This is a genomic window from Croceibacterium atlanticum, from assembly GCF_001008165.2.
Lineage (GTDB): Bacteria > Pseudomonadota > Alphaproteobacteria > Sphingomonadales > Sphingomonadaceae > Croceibacterium_C > Croceibacterium_C atlanticum.
The window spans coordinates 1,880,700-1,898,539 of sequence record NZ_CP011452.2 but is presented as its reverse complement, the minus strand read 5'-3'; the positions used below and the strand labels follow the sequence as shown (position 1 = coordinate 1,898,539).

The following is a 17,840-nucleotide window of genomic DNA, read 5'->3' as shown; positions in this document are numbered from 1 at the left end:
GGCTTACTCCCCGGCCTTCGCGGGCGGAGTTCCGGTTGCTTCCGTGGCAGATGGCTGGGCGGCCCCATGGCCACTGGCGGACTTGACCGGCATTCCCGGCTGCAGTTTCTGGAGATTATTGGTTATCAGCACGTCGCCGGGGCGCAGCCCGTCCTCGATCAGCCAGTTCCCGCCAGTCATGGCGCCCAGCGCCACTTGGCGCACTTCGGCAGTGCCATCCCTTGAAATCACATAGACCGACCCGCCATTTTCCCCGACCGTCACCGCTTCCTGCGGGATGGAAATGCCCTTGGCGATGCGGCCCGCAAGGATACGCGCGCGGACGAATTCGCCAGGCAGCAGCAGGCTTTCGGGATTGGGAAATTCGGCGCGCAGCTGCACTGTCCCCGTGGTCGGATCGACCGACTGGTCAAGAAAGTCGAGCACGCCCGGAATCGGATATTCGGTGCCATCGGCAAATTTCAGCCAGACCTCGACCGGTTCGCCTTCGGTAACCTGGATTTCGCCCGTATCCAGCCCGCGGCGAATACGCAGCATTTCCGATGCCGACTGGGAGAAGGAGACATAGACCGGGCTCATCTGTTCGATCCGGGTCATCAGCGTGCCTTCAGGCTGGCTGACCAGCGCGCCTTCGGTCACCTGCGCCCGCGATACCCGGCCGGAAATCGGTGCGCGGACCGTGGTATAGCCAAGCTGCAAGGAGGCGGAGCGGAGCTCGGCCTCGATCTGGGCTACATTGGCCCGCGCCTCCCGCGATGCGGCGATGGCGGCATCATATTCCTGCCGGCTGATTGCATTCTCTTCCACCAGCGGGCGATAGCGTTCGACCACTGCATCCGCATTGGCGGCAGTTGCCCTGGCCCGTTCAAGGCTGGCTTCCGTCTGGGCGTAGCTGGCGCGCAATTCGGACGGGTCGATCAGGAACAGCGGCTGGCCTTCGGAGACATTCGTGCCTTCCTGGTAAAGGCGGCGCTGGACAATGCCGGTCACCCGGGCACGCACTTCCGCTTCGCGAACCGGTTCCACGCGGCCGGGCAGTTCGATCGCGTTTGGAACCTCTTCATACTGGATGACCACGGTTTCGACTTCCAGCGGCCGGGGCGCATCGGCCTGCGGTTCCTCCCCGCAGGAGGCGAGCAGGACGCCGATGGCAGCTACGACCGGGAAAAGGCGCATGGAGAGGACCTTGTTGATTGTGCGTGTGCGGCGGCGTAATAGGTATTACACCAATATAGCACAAGCGCCTGACGGGTAACAAATTGCATCGATGGAAGATTTTTGCGGTGACAGGCTGGATAAACGGCGGCGTGCCTTCCTGGGCGCGGCGCGCCGGCTGTTCATCGAAAAGGGCTTCGACGATACCAGCCTTGCCGATGTCGTAGCGGAAGCCGGTGGATCGCTGGCAACGCTTTACAAGCTTTTCGGCAACAAGGCGGGCCTGCTTTTCGCGGTGGTGGAGGATCGGACCCTGTCCGCCGATGCGCTGATCGCGGAAATCGGGGATGCCTGTCCTTCCCCCCGAACCGCGCTGCTGAAAATCGGCGAAGCAATCCGCGAACGCTATTTCGATGATGAAGGCGTGGCGATCAGCCGTGTCGTGATCGCCTATAGCCTCAAGGACCGGCAATTCGCGGCTGATTTCCACCGCAAGACGGTGTTGCAGTCGCAAGTGGCGCTGATCGACCTGTTCGAAAAATGGATTGCGACGGGTGTGGTCGTGGCTGGCCAGCCGAGAATGCTGGCGCAAATGTTCCTGGGCATGTTCATCCAGGAATTATACGTGAATGCAATCAGTCATGGCAGCGTGGGCGCGGCGGAATTTCCTGATCTGGAATTCCGGGTCGATTTTTTCTGCCGGGGTGCCGGGCTGACCGACTGATTCATGCAGTCATATGAATTTGCGCAGGGCCATGCGGCGGTTCGATAAAAAATGGGCGCTGGCGGGCAAAGCTTGGTTTGGGAATCCCGGCGAATGGCCCTAGGTTCCGCGTATGAAGCCGGTTCGAGCCCTCAGCGCAATTATCATCCTTGGTCTGGCCGCTTGCAGCCAGGATTCGCAGCGGCCTGGATCCGATCCGGTGAATGTGGTTGCCGACGGGCCGCGCATGCTGGCCGAACAATTGCAGGTGGAAGCCGTCGGGTCGGCCCGGGCCACCACTTCCGCCCAGCTCTATCCGGAAACGGCCGGGCGTGTCGTTGCCGTCCGCTTTTCCGCCGGGGATTATGTCCGCAAGGGGCAGCCGCTCGTCATTCTCGACAGCAGGCAGGAACGTCTTGCAGTGGAACTGGCCGAAGTGCGCGTGGAAGAAGCATCGCAATTGCTTGGCCGTTACCGCCGGATCGAGGATACGGGCGCCATATCCGAAAGCCAGATCGAAGCGGGCGAAACCGCGCTGGCTTCTGCGCGGGTGGAATTGCAGCAGGCACGGGAATCGCTGGCTGACCGCACGATCCGCGCGCCTTTTTCCGGCCATATCGGGCTGACGGAAGTCGATGTCGGGGACCGGATCGGCCAGGATACGGTCATCGCCCAGCTCGATCAGCGGGGGACGCTGTTCGTGGATTTTCCGGCGCCGGAGGCGGCCTTTTCCCGCCTGTCTCCCGGCACCACTGTCACCGTATCTCCTTTTTCAGAGCCTGAGCGGACGATTGATGCACGGGTGATCGCGGTGGACAGCACCATAGCATCCGATCAGCGGACCTATATCGTGCGCACCGCCGTCGATAATGCGGACGATCGGCTGCGCCCCGGCATGAGTTTCCGCGTGCGATATTCCGGGGCCGGCACGATGCGGCCCGCCGTGCCGGAAGAAGCGATCGTGTGGGGCGGTGAAGGATCCTATCTCTGGACCGTGCGCGATGGTGCGGCGGCACGGATGCCGGTGACGATCACGTCCCGGCGGGACGGATTGGCATTGGTGGATGCGCCGCTTGGCGCGAATGACCTGGTCATCGTGGAAGGCGTGCAGAAAGTGCGCGAAGGTCAGGAAGTGGCACTGGTCGAACCGCGGGTCCAGCCAGCGCAGGAAGTGCGCGTCCGATCGGATGAAACCGGATGAGCAAGGACGCCAACGATCTGCCTATGCTGGCCGTCAAGCGGCCGCTGCTGATCACCGTTCTGAACCTGTTGATCGTGCTTGCGGGTATCGCCGCCTTCTTTGGCGTCGAAGTCCGCGAATTGCCGGATGTTGACCGGCCGATCGTGACGGTCAGCGCCAGTTTCCCCGGCGCTGCGCCGGAAACCATGGATGCCGAAGTCACCAGCGTGCTGGAAGATGCCGTTGCCCGGGTCAGCGGAATCCGCGAAATCCGTTCTTCCAGTGAAGAGAATAATTCCCGCATCCGCGTGGAATTCAATGCCGGGACCGATCTCGATTCCGTAGCCGCCGATGTGCGCGAAGCAGTGGCCCGCGTGACCCGCGAACTGCCTGATCGTGTGGAACAGGTCCGGGTGGTCAAGGCGGATGAGGATGCAGAATCCATTCTCACCATTGCCGTCTCCAGCCGTACGCATGACATCGCCACGCTGACGCGTATTGTCGAGAATGACATCATCCCGGAATTGCTGACCGCGGACGGCGTCGCCAGCATCAATGAATTCGGATCGCGCCCGCAGCAATTGCGCGTCGCCGTGCAGCCGCAAAGGCTGAACCGGTTCGGGCTGACGATTTCCGATGTCGCCGATGCCCTGCGCGGTGCCCCTTTCGACGTGCCGGTCGGCAGTTTCCGCAGCGATGCGCAGGAACTGATCGTTCGCGCCGAAGCCAATGCCAGCGATCCGGCCCTGATAAAGGACGTGGTGATTTCCGGCACCACGAAGGTGGGCGATGTCGCCGAAGCCTATTTTGCACCCGCCGATGCGACAAGCTATGTCCGCCTGAACGGGGAGCCGGTGATCGGCCTGGGCGTGATCCGGCAGGCCAATTCCAACACGATCCAGATTTCCGATGCCGTGAACGAAGCGGTGCTGGAACTGGATGAACGTTTCCCGGACATCGCGATCCGGGTGATTTCGGACAATGCGGAATTCATCCGTACATCCGTGCGCGAAGTGCTGATCACGCTGGCTTTCACCGTCGGCGTGGTGATGCTGACCATGCTGGTTTTCTTCCGCGCACTGGGCCCCACCATCATCCCCAGCACCACGATCCCGGTGGCGCTGGTGGGCGTGATTGCTGGCATCTGGCTGATGGGTTTTTCCATCAATCTGCTGACCCTGCTGGCGCTGGTCCTGGCCACGGGCCTGATCGTGGACGATGCCATCGTGGTGCTGGAAAATGCCCAGCGCTTGCAGAACAAGGGCTATGGCAAGCGGGCGGCGGCGGTGGTGGGCACGCGGCAGGTCTTCTTCGCCGTGGTGGCGACCACGGCGGTGCTGGTTTCAGTCTTCGTGCCGATTTCCTTCCTGCCGTCGCAGGCCGGGCGATTGTTCCGCGAATTCGGCTTCGTGCTGGCGCTGGCCGTGATCCTGTCCTCCTTTGTCGCGCTTTCGCTGGTCCCGGCGCTGGCGGCACGGATCAATTTGCGCAGCGACGGGGATGATCGTGACGGCCGCCTGCACGATGCCGGGCGCAATATCGCGCGATATGGCGGGTTTGTGCGCGGCCAATATACGCGCGCCCTCCGTTTCTGCCTCGGCCGGCCACGGCTGATCCTTGGCGTTTCCGTGGCCGTGGCCCTTCTTGCCGCGCTGCTATACCCGATGCTGGAAAGCGAATTGGTGCCGGATGAGGACCGCGGCACAGTCCAGGTCCGCGCACAGGGGCCGGACGGCGTCGGCATCGATTTCATGGACCGCGAACTGGACGAGATAGAAGCGGTTCTCCAGCCGCTTGTCGACGAAGGCGTCATCACCTCCATGATGTCGATCGTCGGCAGTTACGATCCCAATCGCATTACGGTGAATGCCGAACTCGCCCCGTGGGAACAGCGCGATCGCAGCCAGACGGAAATCGTCGAAGAACTGCGCCAGCCCTTGCAGCAGATCCCCGGTTCGCGCGTCGGGGCCAGCGGGCGCGGCACGCTCAGCTTCGGCGGCAGTGGCAATGATACGATCGAAGTGGCGTTGACCGGTTCGGAATATGGCGAAATCTATCTTTCCGCGCAGGCGCTGGCCGAAGCGATCGATCTCGATAGCGGGATATTGTCCAATCCGGACATCTCCTATCAGCCGACCCAGCCGCAATTATCGGTGCAGATAGACCGGCGCAGCGCCGCCGATCTGGGTGTCGATCTGGACGATCTTTCGCTGACCCTGCGCGCAATGGTCGGCGGGGATGAAGTGGTGGATCTGAATGTGGGCGATCAGTCGATTCCAATCTTCCTGACATCGGAAACCGTATCGATCACCAATCCGGAGGATCTGCGCAATCTCTATGTCCGCGCCACGGGCGGCCGGCTGATCCCGCTTTCCAGCGTAACCAATATTGTCGAACAGGGCATCGCCGCCGAACTCGACCGGACGGAACAGCGCCGTGCGATAGAGGTGGAAGCGGATATCGCACCGGGCACATCGCTGGCCGAAGCCGTGGCGGAGATGGAGCGGCTGGCGGATGGTGCCGTTGCCGAAGATATCGACATGCTGCTGCAGGGCGAAGCGCAATCGCTGGAAGAAACGGAAAGCGACCTGCTGCTGACCTATCTCTTCGCGCTGGTGATCGTCTTCCTGGTCCTGGTTGCCCAGTTTGAACGGCTGACCAGCGCGCTTGTTGTCATGCTCACCGTGCCCTTTGCCCTGGCGGCGGCGGTCTTCGCGCTGTTCCTTTCGGGCACCTCGCTCAACATCTACTCGCAGATCGGCCTTGTCATGCTGATCGGCCTGATGGCCAAGAACGGGATTCTGATCGTGGAATTCGCCGATCAGCTGCGCCAGCAAGGGCGGGATGTCCGGCAGGCGGTGGAAGAGGCGGCAACCATCCGCCTGCGGCCGATCGCAATGACGCTGGTTTCCACCGTGGTTGGCGCGTTGCCGCTGATCCTGGCGAGCGGTGCGGGCGCCGAAGCGCGGCAGGCCATTGGCTGGGTGATCTTCGGCGGGCTGGGTATCGCCGCCATCTTCACCCTGTTCCTGACGCCGGTCATCTATCTGGGCATCGCCCGTTTCGGCCGTCCGCGCAGCCAGGACCTCGCCCGCGTGAAGGAAGAGATCGACAATGCCGACGAGGAGGCGGCTTTATCCGCGACATGAGATTTGCCGCGTCCGTTCTTGCCGGGTGCAGCCTGTCGCTCGCCGCATGTGCCACATCGCCCACCGTCCCACCGGCGCCGGGGGCAGGGGATATCGAATTGCCGGCCGATTTCAGCGCCGGCTACCGCCCGCCGCCGGGGACGGATGAGGATTGGTGGAAGGGCTTCCGCGACGATCGACTGGATGAACTGATCGAACTGGCCCTGACGGAAAATCTCGGCATCGCCGCCACGCGGGAACGGCTGGAGGCATCGCGTGCCGCCTTGCGCGCCGAACGTAGTGATCTTCTGCCGTCTCTGGACGGTGGCGCCAGCGCGGGAATTGATGCCGATGCGGATGGCACGGCGGACCGGCTTTCAATCGGCGTGTCGGGCTTTTTCGATCCGGACCTGTCCGGCCGCCTTTCGGCAGAAATCGAAGCGGCGGCCGCCTCTGCTGCGGCCGCGAAATATCTCGTGGCGGATCGCCGCCGTATCGTCGCCGCCGAAGTCGCGCGCCAATATATCGAACTGCGCCGCACCGGGGAGCGGCTGAAGCTGCTGGACCAGTCCACCGAATTGCAGGAACGGACCTTGCGAACGGTGACCCTGCGTTTCGAGGCCGGTCTGGCCGCCAATCTGGACGTGCGCCGCGCGGCGGCCGACCTTGCCCGCACACGCGCCCAGCGCGGGCTGCTGGAATTGCAGCGATCGCAGGCGGCTCATGCGCTGGATGTATTGATCGGCCGGGTCCCGGGCGGCACTCCTGCGGTTCCCGATACTGCGGATGGGGTCCCCGGTTTTGCGGGCGGGCCACCGCGCGGCACGCCGGCGGATATGCTGCGCCGCCGCCCCGATCTTCTGGTGGCGGAAATGGGCCTGGTGGAAGCAGCGGCGATCGTGGGGATCGAACGGTCGGACCTGCTGCCTTCACTGTCCATTTCGGGGCAGGCCCTGCTCGGAGACGGTTCTTTCTCCGGCATCGTGTCGGATTTTCTTGCCAGCCTCGCAGCTTCGCTCGATCTGCCCTTGTTCGATGGCGGCCGCCGCCGGGCGGAAGTGACCGCCGCCGAAGCAGAACTGGCGGCCCGCTTCGCCGAATATCGCCAGCAGGTGCTGCAGGTGATGGGTGAAGCGGAAAATGCGCTGGTGGGCATCGCCGCCTTCGAAGCGCGCAGCCGCGAACTGGCCATTGCGGTGGGGGAAAGCGAACGGGCCTTCGAACAATCCAATGCGCTCTACCGCGAAGGGCTGGCTAATCTGTTCGACGTGCTCGATTCCCAGCGCCAGCTGATCTCCAGCCGGGAAAGCCAGATCGATAGCGAGGCCGCGCTCGCCACCTCGATCGTCGGGCTCTATTCGGCGATTGGCGGGCCGCCTGGTATCGAAAGTGCCGGGGCCGCCTAGGCGGCGCGGGTCATCGCGAAAATGCCCGTGGCGTTCGCGCTGTCGAACGCCAGGTCCAGCCCGCCCGATCCGGGCAGCGGATCGCGGCTGATGAATTCGAAGAAGGATCCCGGCACTGTCCGCCTGATTTCCCCGTCATCGGTGCGAAAGATGCGTTCCACGCTGTCGGCGCGAAAGGCGGTCTGCCGCACCCGGCCGCTGGCGGAGACTTCCACGCTGTCCTTGATCGGCTTGCCCGCCACCCGCAGCGCATCGGCCAGGGCGACCACATCGGCCACACGGTCGGTTGCATGGTTGAAGGAATTGCCTTCAGTCGCGATCCAGGCGGCTTCGGCCGATTGGGCCAGCAGCGCTTCGTAATCGTCGATATGCGCCGGTTCGTGCTGCACGGCAAAGGCGGATGCAATCGCCGGCAGGGCTTCGCTTGCCTGTGCGAAGGATACGGCCTTCCCCTGCGCATAGGCATCAAGCACGGCCTTTGCTTCGGCCCCAAGCGGATCGCGGGAAGTGCCGAAGACACGCTGCGCTGCGGCGCCGAAATCCTCGTCAAACTGGTCGACATGCAATTCGCTGACGAAATATTGCGGAATATCTTCCGGAAAATCGCAATGCCGCCAGGCGTGGCCGGTCATCTTCAGCCGCTTCAACGGATATTGCCGGGCAATTTCATAACCGAGCGGGCCGAGAATGCGGGCGAAGGCATCCTGCCCGGCGGGCAATGCGCCAGTCGGCCCTTCGGCAAAGCGGATCGTGCGCAAGGCGCCGTGATCGAGGATGATGCGCCGTCCCGCTGCCAGCTGTTCGCCAACATAATCCGCGCCGCTGGGCACATTGTCCATCGAGACGCCGAACAGGACCGTACCCAGCGCCATGGCGAAACTGGCGCGGGAAACCGTGCCTCCTTCATCCCGGATCAGGGAGGGGCTGATTTCCAGCGAATTCAGTGTCTTTGTGCCAGACTCCTCGCCAAGATGCGCGATGACGAGCCGTCCGATTGTGCTGCTGTGCAGGTCCTGCATTGTCTCTCTCTCCATCGGCTGCCTGAATAGCGTATCGCGCCCGGTGACCCAAATGCGCGTTTCCCGGCTCCGCTGCGCATCCATATTGGTAGAGCGCGGCATCATTTCGAGTGCCGCCGATCAGAGATCCGTTTCGAGCGTTTCAAGGGCGGATCGGCGGCGCATTGCCGCCGGGCCCATCACATCTCGATGACTATGCGCACCTTGTCGCTCGTCGTCCCGGCAAGGGCGGCGATCTTCTTCTTGCTCGATGCGATCAGTTCGGACAGCGAAGTGGCGGGCACAGGCTCTCCGCCCAGTTCGATTGCACGGCCTTCAGCGCTGTCCGGCTTGGGAGCTGGCCCCGCATCGCCACCCAGCAGCAATTCGCGTTCGGATATATCGAGCGCCGCGGCCAGCGACCTGATATTGCGGCGCCGCGGCTGGCGCTTGCCGATCTCCCAGGCCCATATGCTCGGTTCGCTGACTTCGGACCTCTTGGCCAGTTCGGCGCGGCTGAGCTTGCGTTCCTTGCGCAGGCGCGTCAGGCGATCGTGGAATGCCTCCACCGGGCCGGGCGCCGGATCGGATGGCGCGCTCTCCTCGGTCCCCTGTCCCGCCGTGCTGCGCAATTGCACAGCGCTCAGCACAGCTGGCGAAATCGCTTCCTGAAACTTGCAGCCATAAAAATTCCCGCTGGCCCAGACGATGATCGCAGTCGTACTGCCGCCTTCGGGCAGATCGACCTGGATTTCATCGCCATTCTTGAGCGACACCCCGGTTTCCAGCAGGAGGCCGGTCATGGAAATATTGTGAATCACGGCACGATCGATACCGCCGCCATTGCTGCTGCCGCTTACCTCCAGCTGCAGGCGGCGGCGCGGTGCCGCGCGATCACCGGCTTGCTCGAGCGCTCCAATCAGACCCTTTGTCACGATCGCTCCCTTTCAGGTCCGGCAGTATCAGAATCTCGGTAAACAAAATCGAAAGCAATCAGGCAAAGTCCGGGAAAATACCGTCAGTTACGGACCCTGTTCGCTGTCGATTTCAATGTTTCGCCAGATGGGCAATTATCAATGTTTCTGATCCGCCCGTTTCTGAAATGCGCCGCAACCTTAAAGGAAGCGTGGCGGGCTTGAACAGAAGCGGAGCAACTATAGTTGCAAGTCTGTAAAGGGGGAAAGGTCAGGAACTGCGTTTTTCACCGAAAAGGACAACATGCAGAGTCCTGAAGAGGATTTGCGTGTCCAGTTTCCAGTTCCTGTTTTCGACATACCATACATCGCAGGCGCATTTTTCGTCATTGGAAAGCAATGTGTTGCCATTGACCTGCGCCCATCCCGTCATGCCGGGACGCACGCTGGCACGGATTGCGCCGTCATGCCCCATGGCGGAAACTGTTTCCGGCAATAGGGGCCGCGGGCCCACCAGCGCCATGTCTCCCTTCATGACGTTGATAAAGCCGGGCAATTCGTCGAGCCGCGTCTTCCTGAGGAAGGCCCCGAAGGCCGAAGTACGCGCCTCGTCGGGAAGCAATTCGCCTTTCGCATCGCGATTATTGCGCATGGTGCGAAATTTAATGAGTTTGAAATTCTGCTGTAACCGGCCCGACCTCTCCTGAATGAAGAAGACTGGCCTGCCGAGCGTGAGGAGGACCGCCACTGCCGTGATTGTCATCACGGGCAGCAGGACCACGAAGCCGACAAGTGCAATCAGCCGTTGAAGCAGCATGGCTAAGCCCTGATCTCCAAATTACCTGGATGGATGAGCCGGAAGGCTCAGGCCATCTGGTGTTCGTTCATGGCGCCGACGCCATCCATATCCCCATGGACGACAGGGGAATAATCCTGGCTGCTGGTGCGGAAAGTGCTGTCGAAGCCGTTATTCAGGGCGTAGATCGCCGCCTGCGTACGGTTCTGGACGCCAAGCTTGCGCAAGATGCCCTTCACATGGACCTTCACCGTTGCCTCGCTGAGATCCAGCCGGCGGGCGATCAGCTTGTTGGGCAGGCCGATGACCAGGCAGCTGAGAATTTCGGTTTCCCGATCGGACAGCGGCGTATCCAGTGAACTTTCCTTCGACACCATGACCGAACTTGCGCTGGAAATGCTCGGCAGTTTTTCGGCCAGGGCGCCGGGCAGAACCTTTTCGCCCAGGGCGACCAGCCGCAGCGATCCCAGCAGGCTTTCACAGCCGACACTCTTGAGGATGAAGCCATGCGCGCCAAGCCGGAAAGCCTGGGTCATATATTCCAGGTTCAGCTGTTCCGTAAGGAAAACGAAACGCGCATTTTCGTTTTCATTGCGAATTGCGAAAACTTCATCGTCTTCATACTTTTGGGCACTCTGGTCCACCAGGACGATCAGCGTGTCATCCGAACCTTCCGGGGCGGGATGCATGAGTTCTGCCGGATTGTCAGCAGATTCAACAACTTCAAACGACTCCCGGGAGAGAATATGGCGCAAACCTTCACGCACGAGAGCGTTCCTGCCTAGCAGTGCAACATGGACCTTGGACATAATTTCCTCCGAATTAAATGATCCTATCGCAACCCGCGTAGGCCTTGGTTGTTATCGTTTTCCAAGGCATCATAATTATATGAAATTGCCAAAGAACTTTATCTTGTCTGGCGATTCGATGATTAAATCATAAGCGCATCGGGATAAGCGTCGAGTCCCGTGTCACCCGAACCGGGTAGGTGTTTCGTACCGGGTCAATTTTCAAAATAGGCGATTTTCGACAAATTCATGAAAATCAAAGAAAGTTTTGAATATCCCTAATCCAAGCATCTGAAAACTGGAACTTTCGTACGAGGTCCAAGGGTGTGGAAAATTTGGATTGTCATCGCATTTCGCGCCCATTTCGCACCCATTCCGCACTCCTTTTGGGAAACATGCCCCGGTCCGGACGAGTCGGCCGTCTGCCGGTTGAGGCGGGCCGGGTCTGATTTCTCACTTCGGGCCGGCCGCGGCTTCGCCCTTTGAGAGGCGTGACTACGACTATCGAAGGGGGCGGCCGGATCCGATGGTCAGGGCATGACCATTATTTCAGCGCGCTCTCCTTATGACCAATTCCTCCAATCGCCGGGATCGATCAGGCTACCCGCCAGCTGCCGATCACTCGGTACATTCGAATCAATGGAGTGTTTCCTATGAAGATCGCCATGGTGGGCTCTGGATATGTCGGCCTGGTGTCAGGCGCTTGCCTGGCCGGTTTCGGCCATGAAGTAGTCTGCATCGACAAGGACAGCGCCAAGATTGAAAAGCTCGAAAATGGCATCATGCCGATTTACGAGCCCGGCCTTGCCGATCTGGTTGCCGAAAATGTGGCAGCGGGCCGCCTCAGCTTTTCCCGCGATCTGCCCAGTGCCATACAAGGTGCCAGCGCGATCTTCATTGCCGTTGGCACACCTTCGCGCCGCGGTGATGGCCATGCAGATCTTTCATTCGTCTATGCGGTTGCCGAAGAAGTGGGCCGCAATCTGAAAGAACCGGCAGTGATCGTCGACAAGTCGACCGTTCCTGTCGGCACGGGCGATGAAGTGGCCCGGATCCTTTCGCTTTCCGGCGCCCCCGAAGGCACATCGGTCGTGTCGAACCCCGAATTCCTGCGCGAAGGCGCGGCCATTGGCGATTTCAAGCAGCCCGATCGCATCGTGATCGGGGCGGAGGACGATTTTGGCCGCGAAGTGATGGCCGAAGTCTATCGCCCGCTCACCCGCAATCAGACCGCCATTCTGTTCACCAGCCGCCGTTCGGCTGAAGTGATCAAATATGCCGGCAATGCCTTTCTCGCGACGAAGATCACATTCATTAATGAAATGGCTGATCTGTGCGAAAAGGTCGGCGGCAATGTGCAGGATGTCGCGCGCGGGATCGGTCTCGATAATCGTATCGGGCCGAAATTCCTTCATGCAGGCCCTGGCTATGGCGGTTCCTGCTTCCCCAAGGATACGCTGGCCCTGCTCAAGACTGCCGAGGATTATGAAAGCCCGCTGCGCATTGTAGAAGCGGTGGTGAAAGTGAACGAGACGCGCAAACGCGCGATGGGACGCAAGATCATAGAAGCGCTGGGCGGACAGGCGCGCGGCAAGCGCGTGGCCATGCTCGGCCTCACCTTCAAGCCCAATACCGATGACATGCGGGATTCCCCGGCCATCGCGATTGCGCAGACCCTTGCCGATGCAGGCGCAGAAATTGTGGCCTACGATCCGGAAGGCATGGAAGAAGCGCGCGCGCTGCTCCCCGAAGTGACCATGGCAGGCGGTGCCTATGAAGCGATCGAAGGCGCCGATGCGATTGCGCTGGTGACGGAATGGGATGCCTTCCGGGCGCTGGATCTGGACCGTGTGAAGCAGCTCGCCACGGCGCCGATCTTTGTGGACATGCGCAATGTCTATAATCCGGACCAGATGAAGGCGGCCGGTTTCACCTATATCAGCGTGGGCCGGGATAGCGTCTGCCAGGATGCCGCTTCGCCCCGGCCGGAACCTGCGATCGCCTGATCGCCCGGCATGAATTGCAGATCGAAAGGGCCGGGAGGCGAGCCGGAACAGGTTCGCTTCCCGGCCCTTCTGCTATCGCAAGCGAGTGGCTGCCTGCTGCTCGGGCCGGTCGGTATGAGTTGCGATCAGCCCAGTTGCTGGTGATTGCGCAGGGGGTCGCCGCTTTCCAGTTCCCATTCGGTCACGCGCAGAATGCCGTCGGGCGTGCGGACGGAGAATTCCGTGTCCGAAATGGCCACGATCTGTCCGGGCGTGCTTGCCTGATGGGCGAAGTCCCGCAGGGGTTCTGCCTGCCAGATAACGATCCGGTCCTCGCCCCGCATGGTGAACGCGCCGGGATATGGGCGGCCCACGGCCCGAACCAGGCAGTCAATCTCATCAACCGGCTGGCGCCAGTCGATGAGGCCATCCTTCTGCGTGCGTCGCGCAGCATATGTCGCGTAACGATCATCCTGCGCCGCGCCTTCGGTTTCGCCACGGGCGATCCGGGAAAGCGTGTCGCTGATCATCGGTGCCAGCGCGTCCATGTGCTTGTCGTAAAGCGACTGCGCCGTTTCATCATTGGCCACATGGAAGAAGCGCTGGCCCATGACCGGGCCGCTGTCAGTCCCTTCATCGATCCAGAACAATGTCCCGGCGGAAATCGGTTCGCGCAGCAGGATCGTCCACGGAATTGCCGCCCTGCCGCGCAGGCGCGGAAGCGGCGCCGGGTGATAGCCGAGCACGCGCCCCGGGCAGATGGACAGGAATTCCCCGTCACAGATCTGGGACCAGCCGACCACCAGGATAAGGTCCGGCTTCGTCACCCGGATCTCATCCAGCGTCGCCGGATCGTTGATGCGCGGCGCGTGAATGATCTGCGCGCCGATCTCCCGACAGAGGGGGGAAAGATCGACATAATCGGAATGGCGTGCGGATCGTTCGGGCGGCAGGGTCACTACTGCCCTGACCGTCCAGCCTTCGCTGCGATATGCGGCCTCAACGGCGATGCGGGTGCTTTCGACAGCACCGACCACGACGATATCAGGCATTGGCGCTGACCTTCAGCCCTTCCGCAGCCGGGGTGATGGTTTGCGTTGCGGCGGAGGTTTCCGCAGGTGCACTGGCTTTCAGGCACATCACGTCGATCAGCGCCTCGTTCACGCGGCGCACGTCATATTTGCGTTCCGCCAGATCGCGCGCGGCCACGGACATGGCCTCCAGCCTTGCGGGATCGGCGAGCATTTCAAGCACGGCATCGGCCAGCGCCTGAGGATCGCGCGGGGGGACCAGCAGGCCATTCTGCCTGTGATTGATGGCATCGCGGCAACCCGGCAGGTCCGTCGTCACGACAGGGCGGCCGCTGGACAAGGCTTCGAGAATCGTGCGGGGCAGGCCTTCCCGGTAATAGGATGGCAGGGAGAAGATCGTCGCCTCCTCCAGATAAGGGCGCACGTCGCGCGTTTCGGGGAGCAATTCGATTACCCCTTCCGAGCACCACTGCGCCAGCTCATCCTTGGAAATTCCGGTCGGATTATCCTCTTCCAGCCGGCCCAGAATCTGGAATCGCGCGGCGGGAATACGCTGTTTCACGATCTTGGCCGCTTCGACAAATTCCTTCACGCCCTTGTCGCGCATGAGCCGCGCGATCATCAGCACGACTGGCGGATCCTGCCTGATCGGCCGGGCCAGGAAGCGGCGTGTATCCACGCCCGATCCGGGCACCTGGACGACGCGCTGTTCACCGCTGACGATGCCGTGACGCAGCATCTCGCTCCGATCGTCGGAATTGAAGACGAACACGGTCCGCGCCTTGCGGATCGCCTCGCGATACATCCGGCTGACCAGTTTGCGCAGCCCGGTGCGGGCGTCCGATGCTTCGCTGAAGATGAAGCCGAGGCCGCTCATGATGACGTAATAGCGCGCTTTTCCGGCCAAACGCGTTGCCAGGCCGCCGTAAATGATGGGCTTTTGCGTGTAGGAGATGACGACATCGGGCTTGTGCCGGCGCATCATCCGGACATAGGCCCATAGCGTCTGCAGATCCTTGAACGGGCTGAGCGAAGCGCGCGCCATCGGGATCTGTTCGAATTTCACGTCCATCGCGGCGAGCTTCGCCTCGATATCGTCATCACGGTCAGGCGCGGTCGCGATCACATCGTGGCCTTCGGCCACAAGCGCGGCGAGCAGCGCGCCGCGGAAATTGACGAGCGAATAGGCGAGGCTGGAATGGACGAGGATTTTCACGAAAGCCCCCTGGAGTGGCTGCGCATTACGGGCGGAAAAACCCGGCGCGAATTACACGACCCTAGCCGGGGCGGGCCGTCCGATCACGCGGCCAAAGGGCGAATATGCTTAGGTATAGGTATGGCCCACCCCGAAATGGGAATTGGGGCAATATTTGCCAAAGGGGGCACCCAAACCCGCCCGGAGGGCATGGATCACGATTCGGTATAAGAGCTGTTTGGGTAATATTTTCCTGCTGATCGGAAGCCTAGGATTTGATCAGGCCCGCAATGGGCCCGGCGGGCGCTGTCGATACGGATAGCGCCGTCAATCCGGTTTTCAGTCGAGGGCCTCATGCAGGATATGCTTCGCACCGCGAAACTTTCGGAAGGCAGGCAGTTCGCCGCCGCCAATGAACAGGACGGTGCCGAAATGGCAACGGACAGTGCCGTGTCGGAAGCACCGGCCGCCGAACGCGCGCCGAAGCGCACGCTGCTGATGAAACTGTCCTATTGGGCGCATCATCTGCTCGCCCGTTTCGGCGATCGGCGCATCGGGCGCCTGGCGATTGTCACCGGGCTGGATCTGTTTGCAGTGGCCGTGACCCTGCAGATGATGATGTCGCTCGGCAATATCGTGCTGGTCGGCACCACATTCGACCGGCTGCTGTTCGTCATCCAGTTCAGCGTGATCGTGACGGTGATCTTCTGGCTGACGGGTCTTTACCACCAGAGCTGGCGTTTCATCCGTTTCAGCGATTGTATCCATATGGGCAAGGCCGTGGTCGTCGGACTGGTCGTGGCCTGGCTGGCTTCGGTGGCCACGATGCCGCTGCGCTGGGATGGCGGGGTCGCCGAAATGGTCACCATGCCGATCCAGCATATCTCTCTGCTGGTCGTGGTAATGGGCAGTATGCGCATTGCGCGCCGCCAATTGCGGGAAATGCGCCGCAGCCAGTCGGCCGCGTCCGTTGGCGGGGTCGGCACCCAGCCGAAACAGCGTGCGATCATCGTCGCTTCGCCGGACTGGGCAACCTCTGTCATCGATCTGATCCGCGGCGATCCTGAATCCGATCTCGAAATCGTCGGTATCCTCCTGTCGGAAGACAGCGACATTGTCGGCCGGCTGGCGGGCGTGCCTGTGCTCGGCGGAGAAGGGATGCTGGCCAGCGCGGTTGCCGTGCTGGAAGAACGGGGCAAGGCGCCGGACCGCCTGATCCTGTGCGATAATGGCATGTCCTCTCCCGGCAGCCGTTCCAAGATATTGGAACGGGCCAAGAAGCTCGATCTCGAAATCAGCCGCGTTTCCGTGTCCTGGGGCCAGCTCCTGCGGTCTGGCACCAATGGCAAGATCGAAACGCTGACGACGAAAGAGCTGCTCGGCCGTCCCGAATTTTCCATGGCCGGTCAGGTCGTGAATGACTGCGTGCGCGGCAAGCGCGTGCTGGTGACCGGCGCGGGCGGCACGATTGGCGGCGAACTGGTGCGCCAGCTGGCGCAATTCGGCCCGGCAGAGATCACCCTGCTCGATCACGCGGAACACGATCTTTACAAGATCGACCTGGAAATGCGGCAGACGCATCCTGCTTTGCCGGTGCGGCAGGCGATCTGTTCGATCCGTGACAAGAACGAACTGCGCGCCGTGTTTGAAAAGGCCAAGCCGGAATTCGTTTTCCATTCCGCCGCTCTCAAACATGTGCCGATCGTGGAGGAAAATCCCTGCGCCGGCGTGCACACCAATGTCATCGGCACGCGCAATGTCGCCGATCTGGTCTGCGAATTCGACGTGAAGGCGATGGTCCAGGTTTCCACCGACAAGGCGGTGAACCCGGTTGGCGTGATGGGCGCGAGCAAGCGTGTCGGCGAAATCTACTGCCAGGCTCTCGACCTGTGCGGCGTGGATGATCCCGATGCGCCGCGCTTCATCACCGTTCGTTTCGGCAATGTGCTGGGTTCCAGCGGTTCCATCGTGCCCCTGTTCAAGCAGCAGCTTGAAAAGGGTGGCCCGCTGACCGTGACCCACCCGGACATCACCCGATACTTCATGACGGTGCGCGAAGCGGTTCAGCTGATCCTGCAGAGCAGTGCGCAGGCGCTGAAGAAGAATACGGCGCGCGGCAATATCTATGTGCTCGACATGGGAGAGCCGGTGCGGATCTACGATCTGGCTGCGCAGATGATCCGTCTTGCCGGCTATGAACCCGATGTCGATGTCAATATCGACATTGTCGGCCTGCGCCCGGGCGAGAAACTGTATGAAGAATTGTTCGACACTTGCGAGGAGCAGGCGGAGTCGCAGATCCCCGGCATTTTCGAAGCCCGGTCCCGTGCCATTCCCCTTCCGCTGATGAGCCAGGCGATCGCCCGGCTGGAACGGCTGATACAGGATGGTGACGATGCGGAAATCCGCCGGGTGCTGCACAATCTGGTGCGCATCCCCAGTGGCACTGCCGACGAAAAACTGCCCTTCGGCGATTTCGGAGAGCTGATGGCCGACTATGCCCGCGGGAATTTTGCCGTGGTTTCATCCAAGGCGCCCAACGCCTCTTCGATCGGTTAAGG

13 protein-coding genes are annotated in these 17,840 nt (G+C 61.6%); 6 read left to right on the top strand and 7 right to left on the bottom strand.

Translation table 11 applies throughout. From position 1 onward, the window contains the following. Window positions 1-3: 3 nt before the first annotated feature. On the bottom strand, window positions 4-1,176 hold the full coding sequence (locus WYH_RS09005; protein WP_046903560.1) for an efflux RND transporter periplasmic adaptor subunit: 1,173 nt from the start codon (window positions 1,174-1,176) through the stop codon (window positions 4-6). Window positions 1,177-1,267: 91 nt separating this feature from the next. Here WYH_RS09005 and WYH_RS09000 point away from each other — a divergent pair, with 91 nt between their 5' ends. The 4 genes from WYH_RS09000 (at window position 1,268) to WYH_RS08985 (ending at window position 7,572) form a co-directional block, all read left to right on the top strand. Then, window positions 1,268-1,879 (top strand): TetR/AcrR family transcriptional regulator, encoded by a 612-nt coding sequence (locus WYH_RS09000; RefSeq protein WP_082347922.1) that lies wholly within the window; start codon window positions 1,268-1,270, stop codon window positions 1,877-1,879. 199 nt (window positions 1,880-2,078) lie between these two features. Further along, the gene (locus WYH_RS08995; RefSeq protein WP_244877900.1) at window positions 2,079-3,059 is read left to right on the top strand and encodes an efflux RND transporter periplasmic adaptor subunit; all 981 of its coding nucleotides are present in this window, start codon (window positions 2,079-2,081) and stop codon (window positions 3,057-3,059) included. Further along, window positions 3,056-6,187: an efflux RND transporter permease subunit gene (locus tag WYH_RS08990; protein ID WP_046903558.1), complete on the top strand. Its 3,132-nt coding sequence runs from the start codon at window positions 3,056-3,058 to the stop codon at window positions 6,185-6,187. The genes WYH_RS08995 and WYH_RS08990 overlap by 4 nt, the downstream gene beginning before the upstream one ends. Beyond that, window positions 6,184-7,572, top strand: coding sequence for a TolC family protein (locus WYH_RS08985; protein ID WP_046903557.1), 1,389 nt, complete (start codon window positions 6,184-6,186; stop codon window positions 7,570-7,572). The genes WYH_RS08990 and WYH_RS08985 overlap by 4 nt, the downstream gene beginning before the upstream one ends. Here WYH_RS08985 and WYH_RS08980 read toward each other — a convergent pair. The 4 genes from WYH_RS08980 to WYH_RS08965 all read right to left on the bottom strand — a co-directional run bounded on the left by WYH_RS08980 (window position 7,569) and on the right by WYH_RS08965 (window position 11,089). Next, a complete protein-coding gene (locus tag WYH_RS08980) occupies window positions 7,569-8,591 on the bottom strand; it encodes a DUF1338 domain-containing protein (protein ID WP_046905008.1) in 1,023 nt (340 codons plus the stop codon). The genes WYH_RS08985 and WYH_RS08980 overlap by 4 nt on opposite strands. Window positions 8,592-8,770: 179 nt before the next feature. After that, window positions 8,771-9,505, bottom strand: a complete 735-nt coding sequence (locus tag WYH_RS08975; protein WP_046903556.1) for a helix-turn-helix domain-containing protein — start codon at window positions 9,503-9,505, stop codon at window positions 8,771-8,773. A 250-nt stretch (window positions 9,506-9,755) separates the two neighbouring features. Continuing rightward, window positions 9,756-10,301 carry a sugar transferase gene (locus WYH_RS08970; RefSeq protein ID WP_046903555.1) on the bottom strand — a complete coding sequence of 182 codons (546 nt, stop codon included), beginning with the start codon at window positions 10,299-10,301 and terminating at the stop codon, window positions 9,756-9,758. Window positions 10,302-10,348: 47 nt separating this feature from the next. Next, the gene (locus tag WYH_RS08965) at window positions 10,349-11,089 is read right to left on the bottom strand and encodes a LuxR C-terminal-related transcriptional regulator (RefSeq protein WP_053833498.1); all 741 of its coding nucleotides are present in this window, start codon (window positions 11,087-11,089) and stop codon (window positions 10,349-10,351) included. A 632-nt stretch (window positions 11,090-11,721) separates the two neighbouring features. On the opposite strand from WYH_RS08965, the gene WYH_RS08960 reads away from it, so the two are divergent. After that, window positions 11,722-13,074, top strand: coding sequence for a UDP-glucose dehydrogenase family protein (locus tag WYH_RS08960; protein WP_046903554.1), 1,353 nt, complete (start codon window positions 11,722-11,724; stop codon window positions 13,072-13,074). A gap of 125 nt (window positions 13,075-13,199) precedes the next feature. On the opposite strand, the gene WYH_RS08955 is transcribed toward WYH_RS08960, so the two are convergent. Beyond that, on the bottom strand, window positions 13,200-14,105 hold the full coding sequence (locus WYH_RS08955) for a methionyl-tRNA formyltransferase (RefSeq protein WP_046903553.1): 906 nt from the start codon (window positions 14,103-14,105) through the stop codon (window positions 13,200-13,202). Further along, a complete protein-coding gene (locus WYH_RS08950) occupies window positions 14,098-15,300 on the bottom strand; it encodes a glycosyltransferase family 4 protein (RefSeq protein ID WP_046903552.1) in 1,203 nt (400 codons plus the stop codon). The genes WYH_RS08955 and WYH_RS08950 overlap by 8 nt, the downstream gene beginning before the upstream one ends. 333 nt (window positions 15,301-15,633) lie before the next feature. Here WYH_RS08950 and WYH_RS08940 point away from each other — a divergent pair, with 333 nt between their 5' ends. Further along, window positions 15,634-17,838: a polysaccharide biosynthesis protein gene (locus tag WYH_RS08940; protein WP_053833496.1), complete on the top strand. Its 2,205-nt coding sequence runs from the start codon at window positions 15,634-15,636 to the stop codon at window positions 17,836-17,838. Window positions 17,839-17,840 lie beyond the last annotated feature (2 nt).

Excerpts from the sequence above, each read along its gene's own strand:
- WYH_RS09005 (WP_046903560.1), bottom strand. The coding sequence starts at position 1,176 with ATGCGCCTTTTCCCGGTCGTAGCTGCCATCGGCGTCCTGCTCGCCTCC.
- WYH_RS09000 (WP_082347922.1), top strand. The coding sequence starts at position 1,268 with ATGGAAGATTTTTGCGGTGACAGGCTGGATAAACGGCGGCGTGCCTTC.
- WYH_RS08990 (WP_046903558.1), top strand. The coding sequence starts at position 3,056 with ATGAGCAAGGACGCCAACGATCTGCCTATGCTGGCCGTCAAGCGGCCG.
- WYH_RS08985 (WP_046903557.1), top strand. The coding sequence starts at position 6,184 with ATGAGATTTGCCGCGTCCGTTCTTGCCGGGTGCAGCCTGTCGCTCGCC.
- WYH_RS08980 (WP_046905008.1), bottom strand. The coding sequence starts at position 8,591 with ATGCAGGACCTGCACAGCAGCACAATCGGACGGCTCGTCATCGCGCAT.
- WYH_RS08970 (WP_046903555.1), bottom strand. The coding sequence starts at position 10,301 with ATGCTGCTTCAACGGCTGATTGCACTTGTCGGCTTCGTGGTCCTGCTG.
- WYH_RS08965 (WP_053833498.1), bottom strand. The coding sequence starts at position 11,089 with ATGTCCAAGGTCCATGTTGCACTGCTAGGCAGGAACGCTCTCGTGCGT.
- WYH_RS08960 (WP_046903554.1), top strand. The coding sequence starts at position 11,722 with ATGAAGATCGCCATGGTGGGCTCTGGATATGTCGGCCTGGTGTCAGGC.
- WYH_RS08955 (WP_046903553.1), bottom strand. The coding sequence starts at position 14,105 with ATGCCTGATATCGTCGTGGTCGGTGCTGTCGAAAGCACCCGCATCGCC.
- WYH_RS08940 (WP_053833496.1), top strand. The coding sequence starts at position 15,634 with ATGCAGGATATGCTTCGCACCGCGAAACTTTCGGAAGGCAGGCAGTTC.